This window comes from Komagataeibacter saccharivorans, assembly GCF_003207825.1.
GTDB classification, from domain to species: Bacteria; Pseudomonadota; Alphaproteobacteria; order Acetobacterales; family Acetobacteraceae; genus Komagataeibacter; species Komagataeibacter saccharivorans.
The window spans coordinates 40,027-56,775 of sequence record NZ_NKTY01000017.1 but is presented as its reverse complement, the minus strand read 5'-3'; the positions used below and the strand labels follow the sequence as shown (position 1 = coordinate 56,775).

The window sequence follows — 16,749 nt, the reverse complement described above, 5'->3', positions numbered from 1 at the left end:
AATCCTTCTCCGCGTGTGCTGCATGGGAACTGAAACAGCCCCTCAGCGCACGTCGCGGTAATAGGGCTGGGCCAGCGCGGCCGGGGCCGCCATGACCCGGCGCATGCGGTGCCACACCACGACAGGCACGATGATGAACGCCATCGTCCCCAGATAGGGCAGCATGTTCAGGAAGGCCGGATCAATGGGCCAGTTATGGGCCTGCCCGACAAAGGACAGGGCCGTGACCAGCCCGAACAGAAGGGCCGACAGCGTAACAATGATCGGGCGGTACCCCGCAAAGATCACCAGCGCCAGCGCGATCCATCCCCGTCCCGCCACCATGCCTTCCGACCAGACCGGCACATAGGTCAGGGTCAGGTAACCGCCTGCCATGCCTGCCATCGCACCACCCAGTGTTACGTACCAGAACCGCATGGCCATGACCGGTATGCCCGCCGCATCCGCCGCAGCCGGGTTTTCACCCACCGCGCGCATGTTCAGGCCGTGGCGCGTGCGGAACATCACAAAATGCACAAGGGCAGGCAGCAGCACATAGATGGGTACGATCAGGATATTCTGCGCAAAAAACGCGGGCCCGATCACCGGTATGGCGGACAGCAGCGGAATGGTCACATGGCCGAATGTCGCATCAACCGGCTGCCCGGCATAATTGTGCCCCAGCGCGGTGGACAGACCCAGCCCCATGAAGGTCGTGGCCAGACCACACAGTACCTGATTGGCCCGCATGACCACGGCGCCAAAGGCAAAAACCATGCCCCCCACAGCCCCCACCATTATGGCGACCAGCAGGCCCACCCACGGGGAGTGGAAGGAAAACACGGTAATGACCGCGCTGACGGCGCCAAGGGCCATCAGCCCTTCCACACCAAGGTTGGTCACGCCCACCCGTTCGGCCAGCACTTCGCCAAGGGCGGCCAGCGCCAGAACGCCACCGGCCAGAACGGCGGTGGCCAGCATCCCTGTCAGCAGCGTGATCATGATACTTTACTCCCTGCCGCAGTACCCTGTGGTGTTGTCCGGGCCAGCGGCCGGTAATGGGCCAGTTCGTCGCCAATGGCGATCATGAACAGGATCAGCCCGGTAATGGCCAGAATGACCGAAGCCGAAAGCTGCTGGGTCTGCATGACAATGCCCGAATCAAGGATAAGGGCCATGAGCAGCGCGGCAGGGATCACGTTCAGGCACGACCCGCGCGCCAGCACCGCCACGACAATGCCCAGATAACCGAAATTATTGGCCATCCCGCCCTGCAGCCGATGCACGGTGCCCGCAACTTCAAACATGCCAGCCAGCCCCGCCAGACCGCCGGAAAGCAGCATGACCGAAATGATGCGCAGCCTGACCGGAATCCCGGCATAGCGCGCAGCTTCCGGGTTCGCGCCGCCAATACGGATTTCATACCCCCACCGCGTGCGCGACAGCACCAGCGCCAGTCCGATCACGATCACGATCGCCACCGGAAAGCCCCAGTGCACGATTCCCCACATTTCGGGGATGGAGACCGAAATCCGCTGTGTCGAAACCTGCGCCCCGCTGATCCGGTCCCGCCATGGCCCCGTCGTAAGATAATAGGTCAGGAGGGAGGCGATAAAATTGAGCAGAAGGGTGGTGATGATTTCATTCACCCCCGCATAGGCCCGCGCCAGCGTGGGTACCGTAATCCACGCCATGCCCCCCACGATACCGGCAATGGTCATGAGTGGCAGAACCGTAAGGGCGGAGCCATGCACGCCAAGGGCTACCCCCGTCGCGGCAATGGCGCCGGCGTAGAACTGTCCTTCCGCGCCGATATTCCACAACCCGATCGTGCCGCACACGGTAACAGCCGCGCCGGTCAGCAGCAGCGGACACATGAACAGGGCCAGATCCTCCAGCCCGAAGCGCGACCCGAGGGTGGAGTGTATGATCAGTTCCGCTAGCATCAGCGGGCTATGCCCCGATAGCGCCAGCACGCAGGCGATGATGAACAGCGACAGGATAATGGCCACCAGCCGCAGCATAAGGATGCGCCCGGCCGGGGCGGTGGGCAGGCGCTGGAATGCACGTGTTGCCATTACTGTGCTGCTCCCGCCTGTATGTCAGCCGGTTCGCGGCCACCCATCAGCATTCCTATTGTAGCGATATCCGCGCCCGCGGCAGGGATCACCGACATGAGACGACCATGAAACATGACCCCGATCCGGTCCGATACATTCAGCAGGTCTTCCAGATCTTCCGATATGAAAACGACCGCCACCCCCTGATCGCGCAGGTCCGTAAGATAACCCAGCATGGTGGCGATGGCCCCGATATCCAGCCCGCGCGCGGGATAGGCCGCGACCAGAACCCGGCTGGCGATACGGATTTCGCGCCGCGCGACCAGACGCTGCTGGTTACCACCCGACAGATTGCGGATCGGCATGGCGAAGTCAGGAATGTTCACCTGCGCCAGTCCGGCGATATCGTGCGCCAGCGCACCCGCCGCCGTGGCGTCATACAGCCCGTGCCGGCCAATCGGTGGCTGGGCATATTCACGCAGCGCCATGTTGGCCGTAATCGACAGCGATGGGGCCAGCGCGCTGCGCAGCCGGTCTTCGGGTATGTGGCCCACGCCTGCCGCGGCAAACAGGGCGGGGTCCGCCCGGTCCACCAGCGCGCCATCAAGCAGGATCTCGCCCGAGGTGCGGGCCATGAGACCGGTCAGCACATGGGTCAGTTCGCGCTGCCCATTACCCGCTACCCCCGCGATACCAAGGATCTCACCGCCATGCAGGTCAAGGCTGACATCGCGCAGGGTTTCCACCCCGCGGTCGTCGCGCACGCTCACATGGCGTAGCTGCATGATCGGTTCCGGTGCGATGGGGGCCGCCCCTTCGGGTCGGGTCCGCATGTCGCGGCGCACGATGTCGCGCCCCACCATGGTCGCTGCCAGCATGGACGGGTTGCAGTCCGCCGTGTTGAACGTGCCGATCTTGCGGCCACCGCGCAGTATGCTCACGCGGTCCGAAATCTCCATCACCTCGTCCAGTTTGTGACTGATGATGATGACGGCATTGCCCTGCGCCCGGAACGCGCGCAGCGCGCGGAACAGTTCGCGCGTTTCCTCCGGTGTCAGGACGGCTGTGGGTTCATCCATGATCAGCAGCCGGGCCTTGCGTGCCAGCACGCGCAGGATTTCAACGCGCTGCTGTTCCCCCGCCGACAGGTCGCAGACGCGGGCATCGGGGCGGACGGGAAAGCCGAAACGCTCCGAAATTTCCTGCGTGCGCGCTTCCATCACGGCGGGGGAGGCGATACGCGGGGCCTCGTCCCAGCCAAGATGGATGTTTTCCGCAACGGTGAAGGCTTCCACCAGCTTGAAGTGCTGGTGGACCATGCCGATCCCGGCCCTGATCGCTTCCTGTGGGGAGGTAAAGGTCTGGCCATACCCGTCAAGGATGATTTCACCTTCCTCGGGCTGGTAGATGCCGGTCACGACGTTCATCAGCGTCGATTTGCCAGCTCCGTTCTCACCCAGCAGGGCATGGATTTCACCCGGCCAGACATCAAGGTCCACGTCCTTGTTGGCGATCACGCCGGGAAAGAATTTTCCGATGCCACGCAGTTGCAGGACAGGCGGTGTGCCCGGCGCCCTGCCGTTCGGGTTGGACGGTTTATTCAAGACCGGATACTCCCGCCACAGCCCAATCGCTGTGATAGATGTCAAGATCGCTTGGCGTGACGCCAGCAGGCACGCGCAGCTGCCCGTGATTGTCATGTATCGGGCCGGTGAAGGGGACATACCCCGCCAGGATGCGCGTACGCATGTCATCGGCCTGGCGCGCTACGGATTCGGGCACGCTTGGCCCCCAGGCATCGCGGTCCACGCCGTGGCCCAGTGTCAGGAACCGCCCCTGCGGCTGCCATGTGCCCGCCAGAAGGTCGCGCACCTGCGATACATAGAAATCGTTGAAATCCAGCGATACGGAACTGACATAGGCTTCCGGCCCGTAGTTCAGCATGCCGGTATTCCACATCGCGGCCTTCAGGCCGCGTTGCACGGCCACACGCAGATAGGCGGGTTCATCCATGATCCCGCACAGGAAGTCGCATCCGTTATCGGCCAGCGCCGTCGCCGCCTGCGTCGCCGCCTGCGGGTCGAACCATGCGTTGATGGTGATGGCCTGCATCGTGATGGATGGATTGACCGACTGCGCGCCCAGCAGCGTCGCATTGGCGCTGGCATAGACGGAAGGAATGGGAAACGACCCCAGAAAGCCCAGCTTGCCGGTTCGCGTCATAAGCCCCGCCGCAATGCCGATGATGTAGCTGGCATACCAGTGCGCCACGTAATACCAGCCCAGATTGCCGGTTACGTTGTTGCCGTCACATTCCATGAAGGCGACATCGGGCGCGCGGTCGGACACGTCCTTGATGAAATCGCCATATTCCGAAGTGGCGAACACCATCTGCGCGCCTTCGGCCACGAACTGGCGGAAAATGCGCGTGGCGTCGGCGGAATAGGGCACGCTTTCGACATAGATCGTACGCAGTCGCGGGAAGGCCCTGCGCACCGCCTGCACACCCCGGTCATGCACCATGGACCAGCCGCCATCGGTAATCGGCCCCGTATGGCCAAAGGCAATGACCGCATCCGATTCCGCCAGCGGCCTGCGCCACGCGGGCTGGTCCGCCGCCGTGGCGTGACGTGGCAGCAGCAGGCCGGACCCGGCTGCCCCGGCCATGCCCAGCAGGCCCCGGCGCGTTGTCAGTAACCGCCCCCGCGGTCCTGAAACTGTCATAAAATATTATCCCCCTGATAATCCATGCCGCATCCCATCGCGGCATCATGACGTGTCGGTCCCGTGCGGCTGCTCCTGCTACTTCATGACTGGTTCGATATGACAGTAAACGTTACGCGACACAGACATGCAAGGCCGCATCCACAGCCATGCGGCCCCGACCCGCGTGCGTCATTCCTGCGCCGTCACGGGCGGCATGCCAGCCAGTGTGCGCCAGTCGGCTTCATCCATGGTGGCGACGCCCAGTTCGGCGGCCTTGCGGGCCTTGGAGCCCGCTTTTTCACCCAGCACCACAAGATCCGTCTTTTTCGATACGCTGTCCGAGACCCTGGCGCCCAGACGCTCGGCCACGGCGCGGGCTTCGGGGCGGGTCATGGTCGTCAGCGTGCCGGTAAAGACGATGGTCTTGCCCGACAGTGTACCTTCGGCCACCATTTCCTCGTCCACAACCTGCGCAAGCTGTGCGGTCAGGTCATCCAGCGTAGTACGGTTGTGTTCCTCGGCAAAGAAGGCGACCAGTTCATCGGCGATGGCCGTGCCGATTCCGGTGATGGAACCCAATTCCAGCCGTTCATCCGATCCGATTATGGCTGCCTTTTCCATCTGCTCGCGCCAGTTCGCCAGCGAATGGTAATGCCGCGCCAGCAGCCGGGCATTGTTGATGCCGATGCGCCGGATACCCAGCGCATAGATCAGTCGTGACAGTTCAATGGTGCGCCTTGCCGCGATGGCGGTGACAAGGTTGCGGGCCGAAACCTTGCCCCAGCCGTCACGACTGGCGATTTCGGTTTCATGGGCTTCAAGGCGGAAAATATCGGCCGGGGTGCGCAGCCAGCCGAGTTCATGGAATTCCGTAATCGTACGGTCGCCAAGGCCATCGATATCGAACGCATCGCGCGATACGAAATGGCTCAGACGTTCCACCACCTGCGCCGGACAGGTCAGCCCGCCGGAACAGCGCCATACGACCTCGCCTTCGGGGCGTTCGGCATGGGCGCCGCAGACGGGACAGATATGGGGAAAAGCGTAGGGCTCCCGCTCGCCATCGCGCGGCAGGACAACACCCGTCACCTGCGGGATCACGTCGCCTGCGCGCTGGATATGCACCAGATCGCCGATACGGATGTCCTTGCGCGTGATTTCATCTTCATTATGCAGGCTGGCGCGGGTCACGATCACGCCGCCCACATTGACGGGTTGCAGGAATGCCACCGGTGTCAGCGCGCCGGTGCGTCCGACCTGTATGTCGATGGCTTCCAGCCGTGTTATCGCCTGTTCAGCGGGGAATTTCCACGCTACCGCCCAGCGCGGCGCACGTCCCGCGAAGCCGAGGCGGTCCTGTAGCGCCCGGTCGTCGATCTTGTAGACAATGCCGTCAATGTCATAGTCCAGCGCCGAACGTTCGCGTGTCAGCCGTTCCATGAAGGATTCGGCATCCGCCGCATTGCGGACCTGCGTGTTGAGCAGATTGATCCGGAACCCCCAGTCCTCAAGCTGCCGGAGGTAGGCATGATGGGTCGCGGGTAGCGGCGCGCTGCAAAAACCGGCGGCATAGGCAAACAGGGATAGCGGGCGTCTGGCCGTAATATTGGGATCAAGCTGGCGTAACGACCCTGCGGCGGCATTGCGCGGGTTGGCGAAGGGTTTGTCGCCCGCGCGTTCCTGTGCCGCGTTCAGGTCCAGAAATGCCTGTTTGGACAGGAAAACCTCGCCCCGGATTTCGATGATATCGGGGAAAGGGGCAGGTAGCTGTTCAGGCACATCGCCCATCGTGCGCAGGTTGGCCGTTACGTCCTCGCCTTCCGTCCCGTCACCCCGTGTGGTCCCGCGCACGAAGCGCCCGTGTTCGTAGGTCAGGCTGATGGACAGGCCGTCAATCTTGGGCTCCGCCACAAAGGCAAGCTGGTGGGCATGTTCATCCGTCAGGCCAAGGAAGCGGGCGATACGGCTGACGAAGCTGTCAAATTCCTCGCGTGAGAAAACGTTATCGAGCGAGAGCATCGGCACCATGTGCCGGTGGCGGTGGAAGGGGCCGCTAGCAGGTGCGCCGACCCGTGCGGTCGGGCTGTCGGCGCGGTGCAGGCCGGGGAAGCGGGATTCCAGTTCGGTATTCAGCCTGCGCAGCGCATCGTAGGTGGCGTCATCGACAGCGGGCGCATCATGCTGGTGATAAGCGGCGTCCAATGCAGGCAGCACCTGTGCCAGACGTTCCAGCAGGCGTGCTGCATGGTGTGCGTCCTGTTCGGTGGCGGCGGCATCAGCCAGCAGGCTTCTGGCCTGTTCCGTAAGCGATTGCAGGGGGGCGAGGGGGGGCATGTCAGTCCCCTTTCAGCAGGCTGTCCGCCGCGGCCCGCGCGGCGGGGGTAATGGTGTCGCCGGACAGCATGCGGGCGATTTCCTCGCGCCGGGCCTGCGCGTCCAGCGGGGCGGCGTGGGTTTCCGTCCGGCCTTTGCTCACACTCTTGCTTATGCGCAGATGGGCGTCACCGCGCGCGGCAACCTGCGGACTGTGCGTCACCACCAGCACCTGCACGCTGCGGCCCACGGTATAAAGCCGTTCCCCGATGGCGGAGGCCGTGGCCCCGCCCACACCGGAATCCACTTCGTCAAATACCAGCGTGGGAATGGCCGACCGACCGGCCAGTACCACCTTGAGCGCCAGCATGAGGCGCGAGAGTTCACCACCGGACGCCACCTTGGCCAATGGTCCCGGCGGCTGGCCCGGATTGGCCGCGATCAGGAAAGACGCCTGTTCCTTGCCCCGTGCATTCCATGCCTCAGCTTCCAGCGGCACAAGGGAGACGATAAAGCGGGCGCGTTCCAGCTTGAGCGGCTTCAGTTCGGCCATGACGGCCTGTTCCAGCCTGCGGGCTGCCTTTTCACGGGCACCCGTCAGTTCAAGGGCGACGGCTTCGAACGCGGCGCGGGTTTCGGCCACGGTTTTTTCCAGAGTCTCGATCCGGACATTGCCCGAATCCAGCGCGGCCAGCCGATCGGTAAAGGCGGCGAGCAGACCCGGCAGTTCCGGCACCGATACGCCATGCTTGCGGGCTTCGGCGCGCAGGGCGAAAAGGCGTTCTTCCGTCTGTTCCAGCAGGCGTGGTTCGGCCTGTGCATCGGATGCAAGGCGGGACAGCAGGCTTTCGGCTTCGGCCAGCGCTTCTTCCGCCCGTTCCAGCGCGTTCAGGGCTTCCTGTGCGGCTGCCTGTTCATCCGCCCCTATGGCGTCCGGGTTCAGGTCGGTAGGTGCCGGCAGCAGGCGTTGCAGCGCACGGCTGGCGTTACGCAGCGCCGATGCGGGGCCGGGGGCGCGGCGGTCACGCGGCGAGAGGTCGGCAAGGGCTGCGGATATGGCTTCCGCCCGGCGTTCCCCCTGTTGCAGCGCCTGACGCAGGCCAGCCAGATGGGCTTCCTCGTCTTCCTGCGGGGCGAGTGTGCCCAGATCCTCCACCGCCTGACGCAGCCAGTCTTCCTCCCGCGCGGCATTTTCCATTTCGGCTCGGGCCGCAGCCAGTTCCGCCGTGGCTTCGATCCATTTGCGATATGCTCCACCCGTCTGGCCGCGCAGGGCGGGGGCCACGCCAAAGGCATCCAGCAGGTCCAGATGCGTGGCCTGATCGGCCAGCCCCATCTGTTCATGCTGTCCCTGTATTTCGACCAGCAGGGTCGCGGCGCGACGCAGCAGGCTTACGGCGACAGGCTGGTCGTTGATATAGGCGCGCGAACGTCCGTCGGTCGTAACGACACGGCGTAGCAGGACAGGCTCGCGCACGTCATCCAGCACGATGCCCTGTTCATTCAGCAGGGTATGCAGCGGGTGGGTGGGGGTAATTTCAAAACAGGCGCTGACACTGGCCTGTTCGCAACCCGCGCGCACCAGCGATGCGCTGGCGCGTTCCCCCAGTGCAAGGCCGAGACTGTCCAGCAGGATGGATTTTCCGGCCCCGGTTTCCCCCGTCAGCACGGTCAGTCCGGGCGGGAACGCCAGATCCAGTTTTTCGATCAGGACCACATCCCGTATCGAGAGCTGTGTCAGCATGCAGGATTCCTGTTCAGCAAACGTCGTTGGCGGAAATCAGAAAACCGAATGCCATGCCCGCGAGATTACGTTGCGCCCCTGCTTGTGGTCCTTGCCATCCACGCCCTTGATCAGGTTATGCGCGCGCAGGTGGTCATACGCATCATGATACCATTTGCTGCTGGGATAGTTATAGGCCAGCACCGATCCGGTCTTGCGCGCCTGTTCCAGCAGTCCCATGTCCAGATAGACTTCAACCAGCCGTTCCAGTGCCTCGGGCACGTGGTTTGTGGTCTGGAAATCCTGCACCACGCGCTGATAGCGTCCTGCGGCGGCGAGATAGTCATTCTGCTGCTGGTAATAGCGGCCCACCAGCATTTCCTTGCCCGCCAGATGATCACGGCACAGGTCGATTTTCAACTGCGCATCACGCGCGTACGGACTTTGCGGGAAGCGGGTGATGACTTCCTCCAGCGCGTCCATGGCTTCGACCGTGCCCTGCTGGTCACGCTGCACATCGGCGACCTGTTCATAATAGCATAACGCACGCAGGTAGAAGGCGTAGGCAGCATCCGCGCTGGTGGGGTGGAGTTCCAGAAAGCGGTCAAGCTGCTGCACGGCCTCGGGATATTTGTTCAGCAGATAGTTGGCGTAGCCTTCCATAAGCTGCGCATTGGCCGTGTAGGGCGAGTAAGGATAGTTGCGCTGCAACGTATCGAACTGATTGACCGACAGCAGGAAACGGTCCGAACGCAGGGCATCCACGCCGTTATTATACAGCGTTTCGGCCGAACCGACGCGGGGCGCACGTTCGTTGATGCTGCTGGCGTTGTTGCCGCACGCCGCCAGCATGCACGCTGCGGGCAGGAACGCCATCCAGCGCGCCATGTGGCGGGTACTACGCGATAGCTGTGGGGTATATCGTGATCTGCGTACGAACATGCCGGCTCTTCCAGTTACGGAAGCTTTATATCATGCGCCGGGTGCGGGTGAAGTCTCCGCGTGCGGATTTCGCCCCTTCCCATCATGCGGCCTTGATCTGGGGCAGACGCGTGCGGGTGCCCGGTCGTGTCGTGCGCCAGTTTTCCTGATTTGCAAACAGTTTGCGCAGCAGGCGGTTATTGAGGGTATGCCCCGATTTATGACCCCGGAAATGGCCATGGATCATCCCACCGGCCAGATACAGGTCACCGATCGCATCCAGAACCTTGTGCCGGACAAATTCATCCGCATGGCGCAGTCCAGCCGGATTCAGCACATTATCCCCGTTGACGACAATGGCGTTGTCAAGCGAGCCACCCCGGGCCAGTCCCACGGAATGCAGGTGGTCGATTTCGGATTGCAGAACGAAGGTGCGCGCCGTGCACAGATGCCTGCGGAACAGGGCGGCGTCCACCTGCGCCCCATAACGCTGCTGGCCGATGGCCGCGGCGGGAAAATCTATCGATATGTCGATCGACAGGCCAGGCTGGGTGGTGGGTGAAAGTTCAGCAAAGGCGTCGCCGTCTTCCACGCGCACGGTCTGGCGGATGTAGATGTTCCGGCGCGCGGCGGCCTGCTGCGTGATGCCCGCGCATTCCAGCAGGAAGACGAATTCGGCGGCAGAACCGTCAAAAACCGGGATTTCCGGGCCGTTTACATCAATGAACACGTTATCGATGCCGCAGCCGGACAGGGCGGCCATCAGATGTTCTACCGTGGCGATGCGTTCAGCCTGCGGCGGGTTCGTGCCGTGCCCGAGCACCGTGCTGAGCCGCGTATCAACCACCGCGTCATAGCGTGCCGTAATGGGCGGCAGGACCATATCCGTGCGTCGGAATACGATGCCGGTATTTTCCGGTGCAGGGGAAAGGCGCAGTTCAATACATGCGCCGGTATGAAGGCCCGTGCCAACACTACGGATCGGCTGGCGGAGGGTATGCTGCATCTGCCCGTCATGTTGGGGGGAAGGCATGAGGGTAGCGCCTGTCTGCGGCAATGCGGCGTTCATCGCCTGTATCCTTGAGGGCAGGGTGGGAAAACTCGCAGTAGATGGCATGACGTAATGCTACTGCCTTGTCGCCCGTTCTGACAGTCAAGGATTATTGCCTATTGTTACCTATCGGCAAGGAGACGCGGCCTGTCATGAAACAGACCGCGTGGAACAGGAATTATGAAGAACGGCGGCGCAGGAAGGCGGGAATGTCCAGCCCCCCGTCATCCGGCGTCGGGTTGCCGCTGGCGGCCTGTTCGGGCTGCTGTGGCTGCGGCTGTACCTGCTGTGGCGCGGCCTGCTGCGGGGCTGCGGTGGGTTCGTTCCGCACGGGCGCTTCGTGTTGCGGCGGCGGGGAGGAATGGCGGCGGAGCGCGCCGGTCACGATTCCAAACAGGCTGCGCGGTGCGGGCTGCGGTTCGGCAGCGGGGGCCTTCGCACTTTCCGTAAACAGGGGCGAGCGCGGGGAGGCGCTACGCTGTGCCTGTGCAACCTGCGGCGGGACCGCGTTGGGGGAAGGGGCCTGCGGGGCCGCAGGCTGCTGCGTGGTGGCGGCGGCTGGCTGGGCGGCAGCGGGTGCCGCCGGTGCGGGTGTGGCCGGCTGGGCCGGTGCTGCGGCAGTCGGTGCGCCTGCCTGCTGCTGCCCGGCAGCGGGGGCCGCCTGCGGGGCCGCTGCGGCTTCAGGCTGCTGCGGCGGCTGGGTCGTGGCGCGGGAAGGCGGGTTGTCGATACCGGTCGCCACCACGGACACGCGGATGCGCCCGTTCAGCGATGTATCAATGGCGGAACCGAAGATGATGTTGGCGTCCTCGGCCACTTCCTCACGGATGCGGTTGGCGGCCTGATCCACTTCAAACAGGGTCAGGTCCTCGCCACCGGTGATGTTGATGAGAAGGCCCTGCGCGCCCGCCATGGATGTATCTTCCAGCAGCGGGTTGGAAATGGCGTCCTCGGCGGCGGCGATGGCGCGGTTTTCCCCTTCGGCTTCGCCGGTGCCCATCATCGCCTTGCCCATTTCGGCCATGATGGTGCGGATGTCGGCAAAGTCGAGATTGACCAGACCCGGCGCCATCATGAGGTCGGTCACGCCGCGTACGCCCATGTACAGCACGTTATCCGCCATCTTGAAGGCGTCTTTCCAGCTTGTGCGCTCATTGGCCAGCCGGAACAGGTTCTGGTTCGGGATGACGATCAGCGTATCGACAAACTGCTGCAGTTCGGCAATGCCCGCATCCGCCGATTTCGCGCGGCGTCCGCCTTCGAACGTGAAGGGCTTGGTCACCACGCCCACGGTCAGGATGCCACGCTCGCGCGCCATGCGGGCGATGACGGGAGCCGCGCCCGTGCCGGTGCCGCCACCCATGCCTGCGGTGATGAACACCATATGCGCGCCATCAAGGTGGCGGGAAAGTTCATCGCATGCCTCTTCCGCCGCCGCACGACCGATCTCGGGCTTCGCGCCCGCGCCGAGGCCCTGCGTCAGATGCGGGCCAAGCTGGATGCGGCGGTCGGCGCTGCTGTGCGAAAGTTGCTGGGCATCGGTGTTGGCGACAACGAATTCCACCCCCTGCAACTGCGAATGGATCATGTTGTCCACCGCATTGGTACCACCGCCGCCAACCCCGATCACCGTGATGCGTGGGGTAAAATCGGAATGATTCTGCTGCGGGATGGTCAGGTTGAGGGTCATGCTTGGCTCCCGATGGCTTGGGGTATGCGGGCTGGCATATTAACGGCTAAAGTACAATAAAGGGTTTTGACACAATGTCATACCCTTTCGCGTATGAAATCCATAAAACGTCGCACAAGCCCGGCGGGGCGTACGTCGCGTATGTCGGGTTCACCCATCTCATCAGCGGCACCCGCTGCCCATGCCAGCAACCCCGCCGAGGTGGAGAACATGGGCCAGGTCGCCGCGTTTTCCGGCAGCCCCACGATCCGGCGCGGACGGCCCAGGCGGACCTGACGGTTCAGGATGCGCGCGGCCATCGGCCCGATCCCTTCCAGCAGCGATCCGCCCCCCGTCAGGATGACGCGCCCGTCCGATGCGGGGCCGACGCCCGCCATTTCCAGCCTGTCCCGAACCATTTCCAGTGTTTCCTCCACACGCGGATGGATGATCGAGACAATTCTTGCACGTGGAATTCTGACGTAATGATGGTCGTTGTCACCAATAAGCTGCACAAGGATCGGATCGTGATCGTCGCCTGCCAGCAGTTCGGCTGACCCGTGCATGGTTTTCAGCCGCTCGGCATTGTCGATGGATGTGGACAGTCCATGGGCGATATCGCGGGTGATGTGCAGCCCGCCCACGGGAATCGTGGAGGTATGCAGCAGCCGCCCTTCGCCAAACACGCCGATGGAGGTGGTGCCCCCACCCATATCCACAACCGTCGCGCCAAGGTTGCGCTCATCCTCGTTCATGACCGCAAGGCCGGAGGCGAGGGGGGATGAGACCATGCCCTCGATATTCAGTTCCACGCGCGACAGTACGGCTTCAAGATTGCGCAGGGCGGTCGTGTTGGCATCAATGACATGCAGGCGTGCGGAAAGCAGGTCGCACAGGTGCCCGCGCGGGTCGAGCACTTCCTGCGTGTCATCAACCGCGTAATCCAGCGGCAGGGTATGGATGGCGGACCGCCCTTCCGACACTGCCCGCAGCCGGCCTTCGGCGATGATGCGGCTGACATCGGCCTTGGTGATCTCGCGCCCGCCGATGGGCCAGCGCGCATTGATATGCCGGCTTTCGGGATGGCCACAGGACAGGTTGACGAAAATCGAGTCGCGGCGTTCCGTCGCCATGTCCTCCGCCTGGGCCACGGCGGCGCGGATGGCGCTTTCCGCTTCGCGCAGGTCCACGATCCCGCCCGACCGCACGCCATGCGACCGGCGCCAGCCATGGCCCAGAATCCGGATGGTGTTGTCAGGCTCGCCGCGTCCGATCAGGCACACGATCTTGGTGGAACCGATATCCAGCACGCTGAACGGTCCCGTACGCAGCCTGCGCGCGGGGGCGCGTTCTTCCGCCGGCACCAGTGCGGTGGCCTGACGGGAACGTGATGTCCGCGCGGGCCTGCCCTCCGCGCGAAGGGCCGGAACCGGCGCGCCCGGTGTGGATGTGCGTGGGGTGGGAAGAACCGTCTTCACCGGCCCCGGCACTGGATATGTCATGCCCGCCTCCGTCTTGAACCGGCATCAGGTAAAAGCCATGGCGCGGAAGGTGCCTGATCCCCCGTAGGGGCCGCCTGCGGTTGCGTGTCGCCTTTGTCCCGGTCCGTGTCGCCGGATGGGGCAGCGGGGTTTTCACGTATGATCAGGCGGTCAGGCAGGCGCATGTCTATGGCGATGACCGGCCGGTCCAGTATTTTTATGTTTTCCTGCATTTGTGCAAGTCGCTTCAGCGCCGCGACCTCCTGTCCTTCGGGCAGGAGGATGGTCGTGCCGTTGCGCAGGGTCAGGTTCCACCGGCGCTGGCCCACGCGGGCGGCGGCCACCACATGGCTGCGTACTTCGGGCTGGGCGGACAGTTCATCGATCAGCGCCGCGGCGGCTGTGTTCGCGTCCGGCCCCACGACCAGCGGCAGTTGCATGAAGGCTTCAGCATCCTTGCCGGTCATGCCCTGGTCACGCACCGGATTGCCCTCGCGGTCGATCAGGGAGAAATGGCCGTGATTTTGCCACACGGCGAACGGACGGCGTTCAAACAGATGGATGATGATGGTGTGGGGCAGATGCCGTTCCACCACGGAATGATCGACAAACGGCAGGTCGTCGATCCGCTTGCGCGCGGCGGTGACGGAAAATCCAAGGATGAAATCACCCGTCCGCACGCCCAGCGCTTCCTGCAGGGCGGTTTCACTGGTCAGCACGCAGCCCGTCACGTCGATTTCGGTAATACGCAGCGGCAGCATGTTGATGACGCGCGCGCGCAGGGGCGCGAAACGGGTGTCCGACCCGAAATGCCGGAATGCCGTGACGCAGCCTGCCACGATCCCGGCCAGCACGAGCAGGACCAGCAACGGACGCAGCAGCCGTTTCTGCTTGCGCAGGAAAAGCGAAAGCCGGGAAGGGCGATGGCTGCTGTCAGTCGGTCGTTTCATGTACGACAGGTCGCGTGGTCGATCATCCACTGGCACAGTGCGGCATAATCTGTGCCACATGCCGCCGCCTGTTCAGGCAGGAGCGAGGTCGGCGTCATGCCCGGCTGGGTATTGGTTTCCAGAATCACGAGACGACCGGGCCCGGTCGGGTCCGTCGTGTCGTCATAGCGGAAATCCGTGCGGCTCGCCCCCCGGCAGCCCAGTGCGCGGTGCGCGGCCAGCGCGAGTTCACGCGCCTGCGCGAAGGCCGTGGGATGAATGCGCGCCGGAAGTTCATGGCATGATCCGCCTGCGGCGTATTTGGCCTGATAATCGTAAAAACCGGTTCCATTGCCCGCTGGTGTTATGTCCGTAACCGTCAGCGCGCGGTCTTCCAGCACGCCTACGGTCAGTTCCCGACCCGGCACGAATTCTTCTACAAGGATATGCGTGCCAAATGACCATGACTGCGCGACCATGGCGCGACGGTTGCTGCCGGGATGGATGATCTCGACCCCGACGGACGAGCCCTCATTCAACGGCTTGATCACATACGGGACGGGCAGCGGGTCCGCCGGTTCCAGTTCGGCGGGCGTCATGACCCGACCCGTCGCCACCGGCAGGCCGGCGGCGGCGAAAACCGTCCGCGCGGCGTCCTTGTCCATGGCCGTGGCGGATGCCCGTACGCCGGAATGGGTATAGGGAATGCCGATCCAGTCCAGCACGCCCTGAATGGAGCCGTCCTCGCCAAAGCGGCCATGCAGGGCGTTGAAGACAACATCGGGCCTGTGGTCGTGCAGGTCGCGCACGATTGTCAGCAGGTCTGTGCCGGTATCGATGCAGCGCACCGTATGGCCAAGACCCCGCAGGGCGTCTGCCACGTTGCGACCGCTGTTCAGGCTGACTTCGCGCTCGGCGGACAGGCCGCCCATCAGGACGGAAATCTTCCGACGGGTCATGCGCATTCTCCATTGGTGACAGGGCGACCGATTCGTTTGATTTCCCAGCGCAGGGTAACGCCCGTATGGTCATGCACGCGCCTGCGTACGGTTTCGCCCAGCCGTTCCAGATCGCCTGCGCAGGCATCCCCCGTATTGAGCATGAAGTTGCAGTGTTTCTCGCTGATCTGCGCGCCGCCTTCACGCAGGCCCCGACAGCCCGCCGCATCGATCAGTTCCCATGCCTTGCGGTCGGATTCGTCCGGGGCGGGGTTGCGGAAGGTGGACCCGCCGGTGCGGGCGCGTACGGGCTGGGCCGCTTCACGCGCCGCGCGGATTTCCTCAATACGTTGGCGGATGACGGCAGGCGGAGCTTCAATCCCGTTCAGCCGCGCGCGCACGACAACCGCATGTGCGGGCAGGGTGGCATGGCGGTACCCGAAATCCAGCGATACGGCAGGCAGGCGCAGAAGCCTTCCGTCGCGGGTGACAACCTCCACCCAGTCCAAGACGGTTGCCATGTCCGAACCATAGGCCCCCGCGTTCATCGCCACCGCACCGCCGATGGAACCGGGAATGCCCGCAAGGAATTCCAGCCCGGCCAGTCCCGCTTCCGCCGCATGTTCGGCAACGGTCATGTCGAGGCAGGCGGCCCCCGCGATCAGGCCATCCCCATCGCGCGTGATGGTGGAAAAACCGCGAGCGAGACGGATCACCAGCCCGTCCACACCGCCGTCGCGCACGATCACGTTGGAACACGCGCCCAGCGCCAGCACCGGCACCTCCAGCGGCAGGCGACGCAGGACCTGCGCCAGATCCTCCGCACTTGCGGGCTGGAACAGCAGCTCCGCCGGCCCCCCCACGCGGAACCATGTGCGCGGGCCAAGGGCTGCCTGCGCGGTCAGGCGGCCACGGGGATGGAATTCATCCGTATCCAGAACCCGCGCCCACGGGGGCAGGGCGGACATCGCGGGGGACG

13 protein-coding genes are annotated in these 16,749 nt (G+C 64.0%); all 13 read right to left on the bottom strand.

Annotation, left to right across the window (positions count from 1 at the left end):
• Positions 1–42 precede the first annotated feature (42 nt).
• Entirely contained in the window at positions 43–981 is a 939-nt protein-coding gene (locus tag CFR79_RS10605; protein ID WP_102323354.1) for an ABC transporter permease, read from the bottom strand.
• Positions 978–2,057, bottom strand: coding sequence for an ABC transporter permease (locus CFR79_RS10600; RefSeq protein WP_102323355.1), 1,080 nt, complete (start codon positions 2,055–2,057; stop codon positions 978–980). Before CFR79_RS10600 ends, CFR79_RS10605 begins: the two co-directional genes overlap by 4 nt.
• On the bottom strand, positions 2,057–3,643 hold the full coding sequence (locus CFR79_RS10595; RefSeq protein WP_110547890.1) for an ABC transporter ATP-binding protein: 1,587 nt from the start codon (positions 3,641–3,643) through the stop codon (positions 2,057–2,059). The genes CFR79_RS10600 and CFR79_RS10595 overlap by 1 nt, the downstream gene beginning before the upstream one ends.
• Positions 3,636–4,763: a BMP family ABC transporter substrate-binding protein gene (locus CFR79_RS10590; protein ID WP_110547889.1), complete on the bottom strand. Its 1,128-nt coding sequence runs from the start codon at positions 4,761–4,763 to the stop codon at positions 3,636–3,638. The genes CFR79_RS10595 and CFR79_RS10590 overlap by 8 nt, the downstream gene beginning before the upstream one ends.
• Before the next feature lie 171 nt (positions 4,764–4,934).
• The gene (ligA, locus tag CFR79_RS10585; protein WP_110547888.1) at positions 4,935–7,079 is read right to left on the bottom strand and encodes an NAD-dependent DNA ligase LigA; all 2,145 of its coding nucleotides are present in this window, start codon (positions 7,077–7,079) and stop codon (positions 4,935–4,937) included.
• A 1-nt stretch (position 7,080) separates the two neighbouring features.
• A complete protein-coding gene (gene recN, locus CFR79_RS10580) occupies positions 7,081–8,802 on the bottom strand; it encodes a DNA repair protein RecN (protein WP_110547887.1) in 1,722 nt (573 codons plus the stop codon).
• 36 nt (positions 8,803–8,838) lie between these two features.
• A complete protein-coding gene (locus tag CFR79_RS10575) occupies positions 8,839–9,723 on the bottom strand; it encodes an outer membrane protein assembly factor BamD (RefSeq protein ID WP_102323360.1) in 885 nt (294 codons plus the stop codon).
• 82 nt (positions 9,724–9,805) lie between these two features.
• Positions 9,806–10,771, bottom strand: coding sequence for a UDP-3-O-acyl-N-acetylglucosamine deacetylase (gene lpxC, locus CFR79_RS10570; protein WP_220030273.1), 966 nt, complete (start codon positions 10,769–10,771; stop codon positions 9,806–9,808).
• A gap of 160 nt (positions 10,772–10,931) precedes the next feature.
• Positions 10,932–12,443, bottom strand: coding sequence for a cell division protein FtsZ (gene ftsZ, locus CFR79_RS10565; protein ID WP_102323362.1), 1,512 nt, complete (start codon positions 12,441–12,443; stop codon positions 10,932–10,934).
• Positions 12,444–12,520: 77 nt separating this feature from the next.
• Positions 12,521–13,924 (bottom strand): cell division protein FtsA, encoded by a 1,404-nt coding sequence (ftsA, locus tag CFR79_RS10560; RefSeq protein ID WP_110547885.1) that lies wholly within the window; start codon positions 13,922–13,924, stop codon positions 12,521–12,523.
• Entirely contained in the window at positions 13,921–14,853 is a 933-nt protein-coding gene (locus CFR79_RS10555; RefSeq protein WP_102323364.1) for a cell division protein FtsQ/DivIB, read from the bottom strand. Before CFR79_RS10555 ends, ftsA begins: the two co-directional genes overlap by 4 nt.
• Positions 14,850–15,791 carry a D-alanine--D-alanine ligase gene (locus tag CFR79_RS10550; protein ID WP_110547901.1) on the bottom strand — a complete coding sequence of 314 codons (942 nt, stop codon included), beginning with the start codon at positions 15,789–15,791 and terminating at the stop codon, positions 14,850–14,852. The genes CFR79_RS10555 and CFR79_RS10550 overlap by 4 nt, the downstream gene beginning before the upstream one ends.
• Complete coding sequence (murB, locus tag CFR79_RS10545; protein WP_258373540.1) at positions 15,788–16,738, bottom strand: UDP-N-acetylmuramate dehydrogenase; 951 nt, start codon at positions 16,736–16,738, stop codon at positions 15,788–15,790. Before murB ends, CFR79_RS10550 begins: the two co-directional genes overlap by 4 nt.
• Positions 16,739–16,749 lie beyond the last annotated feature (11 nt).

Bases quoted from the DNA above. Each gene is read 5' to 3' on its own strand.
- ftsA (WP_110547885.1), bottom strand. From the start codon at position 13,924: ATGACATATCCAGTGCCGGGGCCGGTGAAGACGGTTCTTCCCACCCCA.
- recN (WP_110547887.1), bottom strand. From the start codon at position 8,802: ATGCTGACACAGCTCTCGATACGGGATGTGGTCCTGATCGAAAAACTG.
- lpxC (WP_220030273.1), bottom strand. From the start codon at position 10,771: ATGAACGCCGCATTGCCGCAGACAGGCGCTACCCTCATGCCTTCCCCC.
- CFR79_RS10575 (WP_102323360.1), bottom strand. From the start codon at position 9,723: ATGTTCGTACGCAGATCACGATATACCCCACAGCTATCGCGTAGTACC.
- CFR79_RS10605 (WP_102323354.1), bottom strand. From the start codon at position 981: ATGATCACGCTGCTGACAGGGATGCTGGCCACCGCCGTTCTGGCCGGT.
- murB (WP_258373540.1), bottom strand. From the start codon at position 16,738: ATGTCCGCCCTGCCCCCGTGGGCGCGGGTTCTGGATACGGATGAATTC.
- CFR79_RS10555 (WP_102323364.1), bottom strand. From the start codon at position 14,853: ATGAAACGACCGACTGACAGCAGCCATCGCCCTTCCCGGCTTTCGCTT.
- CFR79_RS10590 (WP_110547889.1), bottom strand. From the start codon at position 4,763: ATGACAGTTTCAGGACCGCGGGGGCGGTTACTGACAACGCGCCGGGGC.
- CFR79_RS10550 (WP_110547901.1), bottom strand. From the start codon at position 15,791: ATGACCCGTCGGAAGATTTCCGTCCTGATGGGCGGCCTGTCCGCCGAG.
- CFR79_RS10600 (WP_102323355.1), bottom strand. From the start codon at position 2,057: ATGGCAACACGTGCATTCCAGCGCCTGCCCACCGCCCCGGCCGGGCGC.
- ligA (WP_110547888.1), bottom strand. From the start codon at position 7,079: ATGCCCCCCCTCGCCCCCCTGCAATCGCTTACGGAACAGGCCAGAAGC.
- ftsZ (WP_102323362.1), bottom strand. From the start codon at position 12,443: ATGACCCTCAACCTGACCATCCCGCAGCAGAATCATTCCGATTTTACC.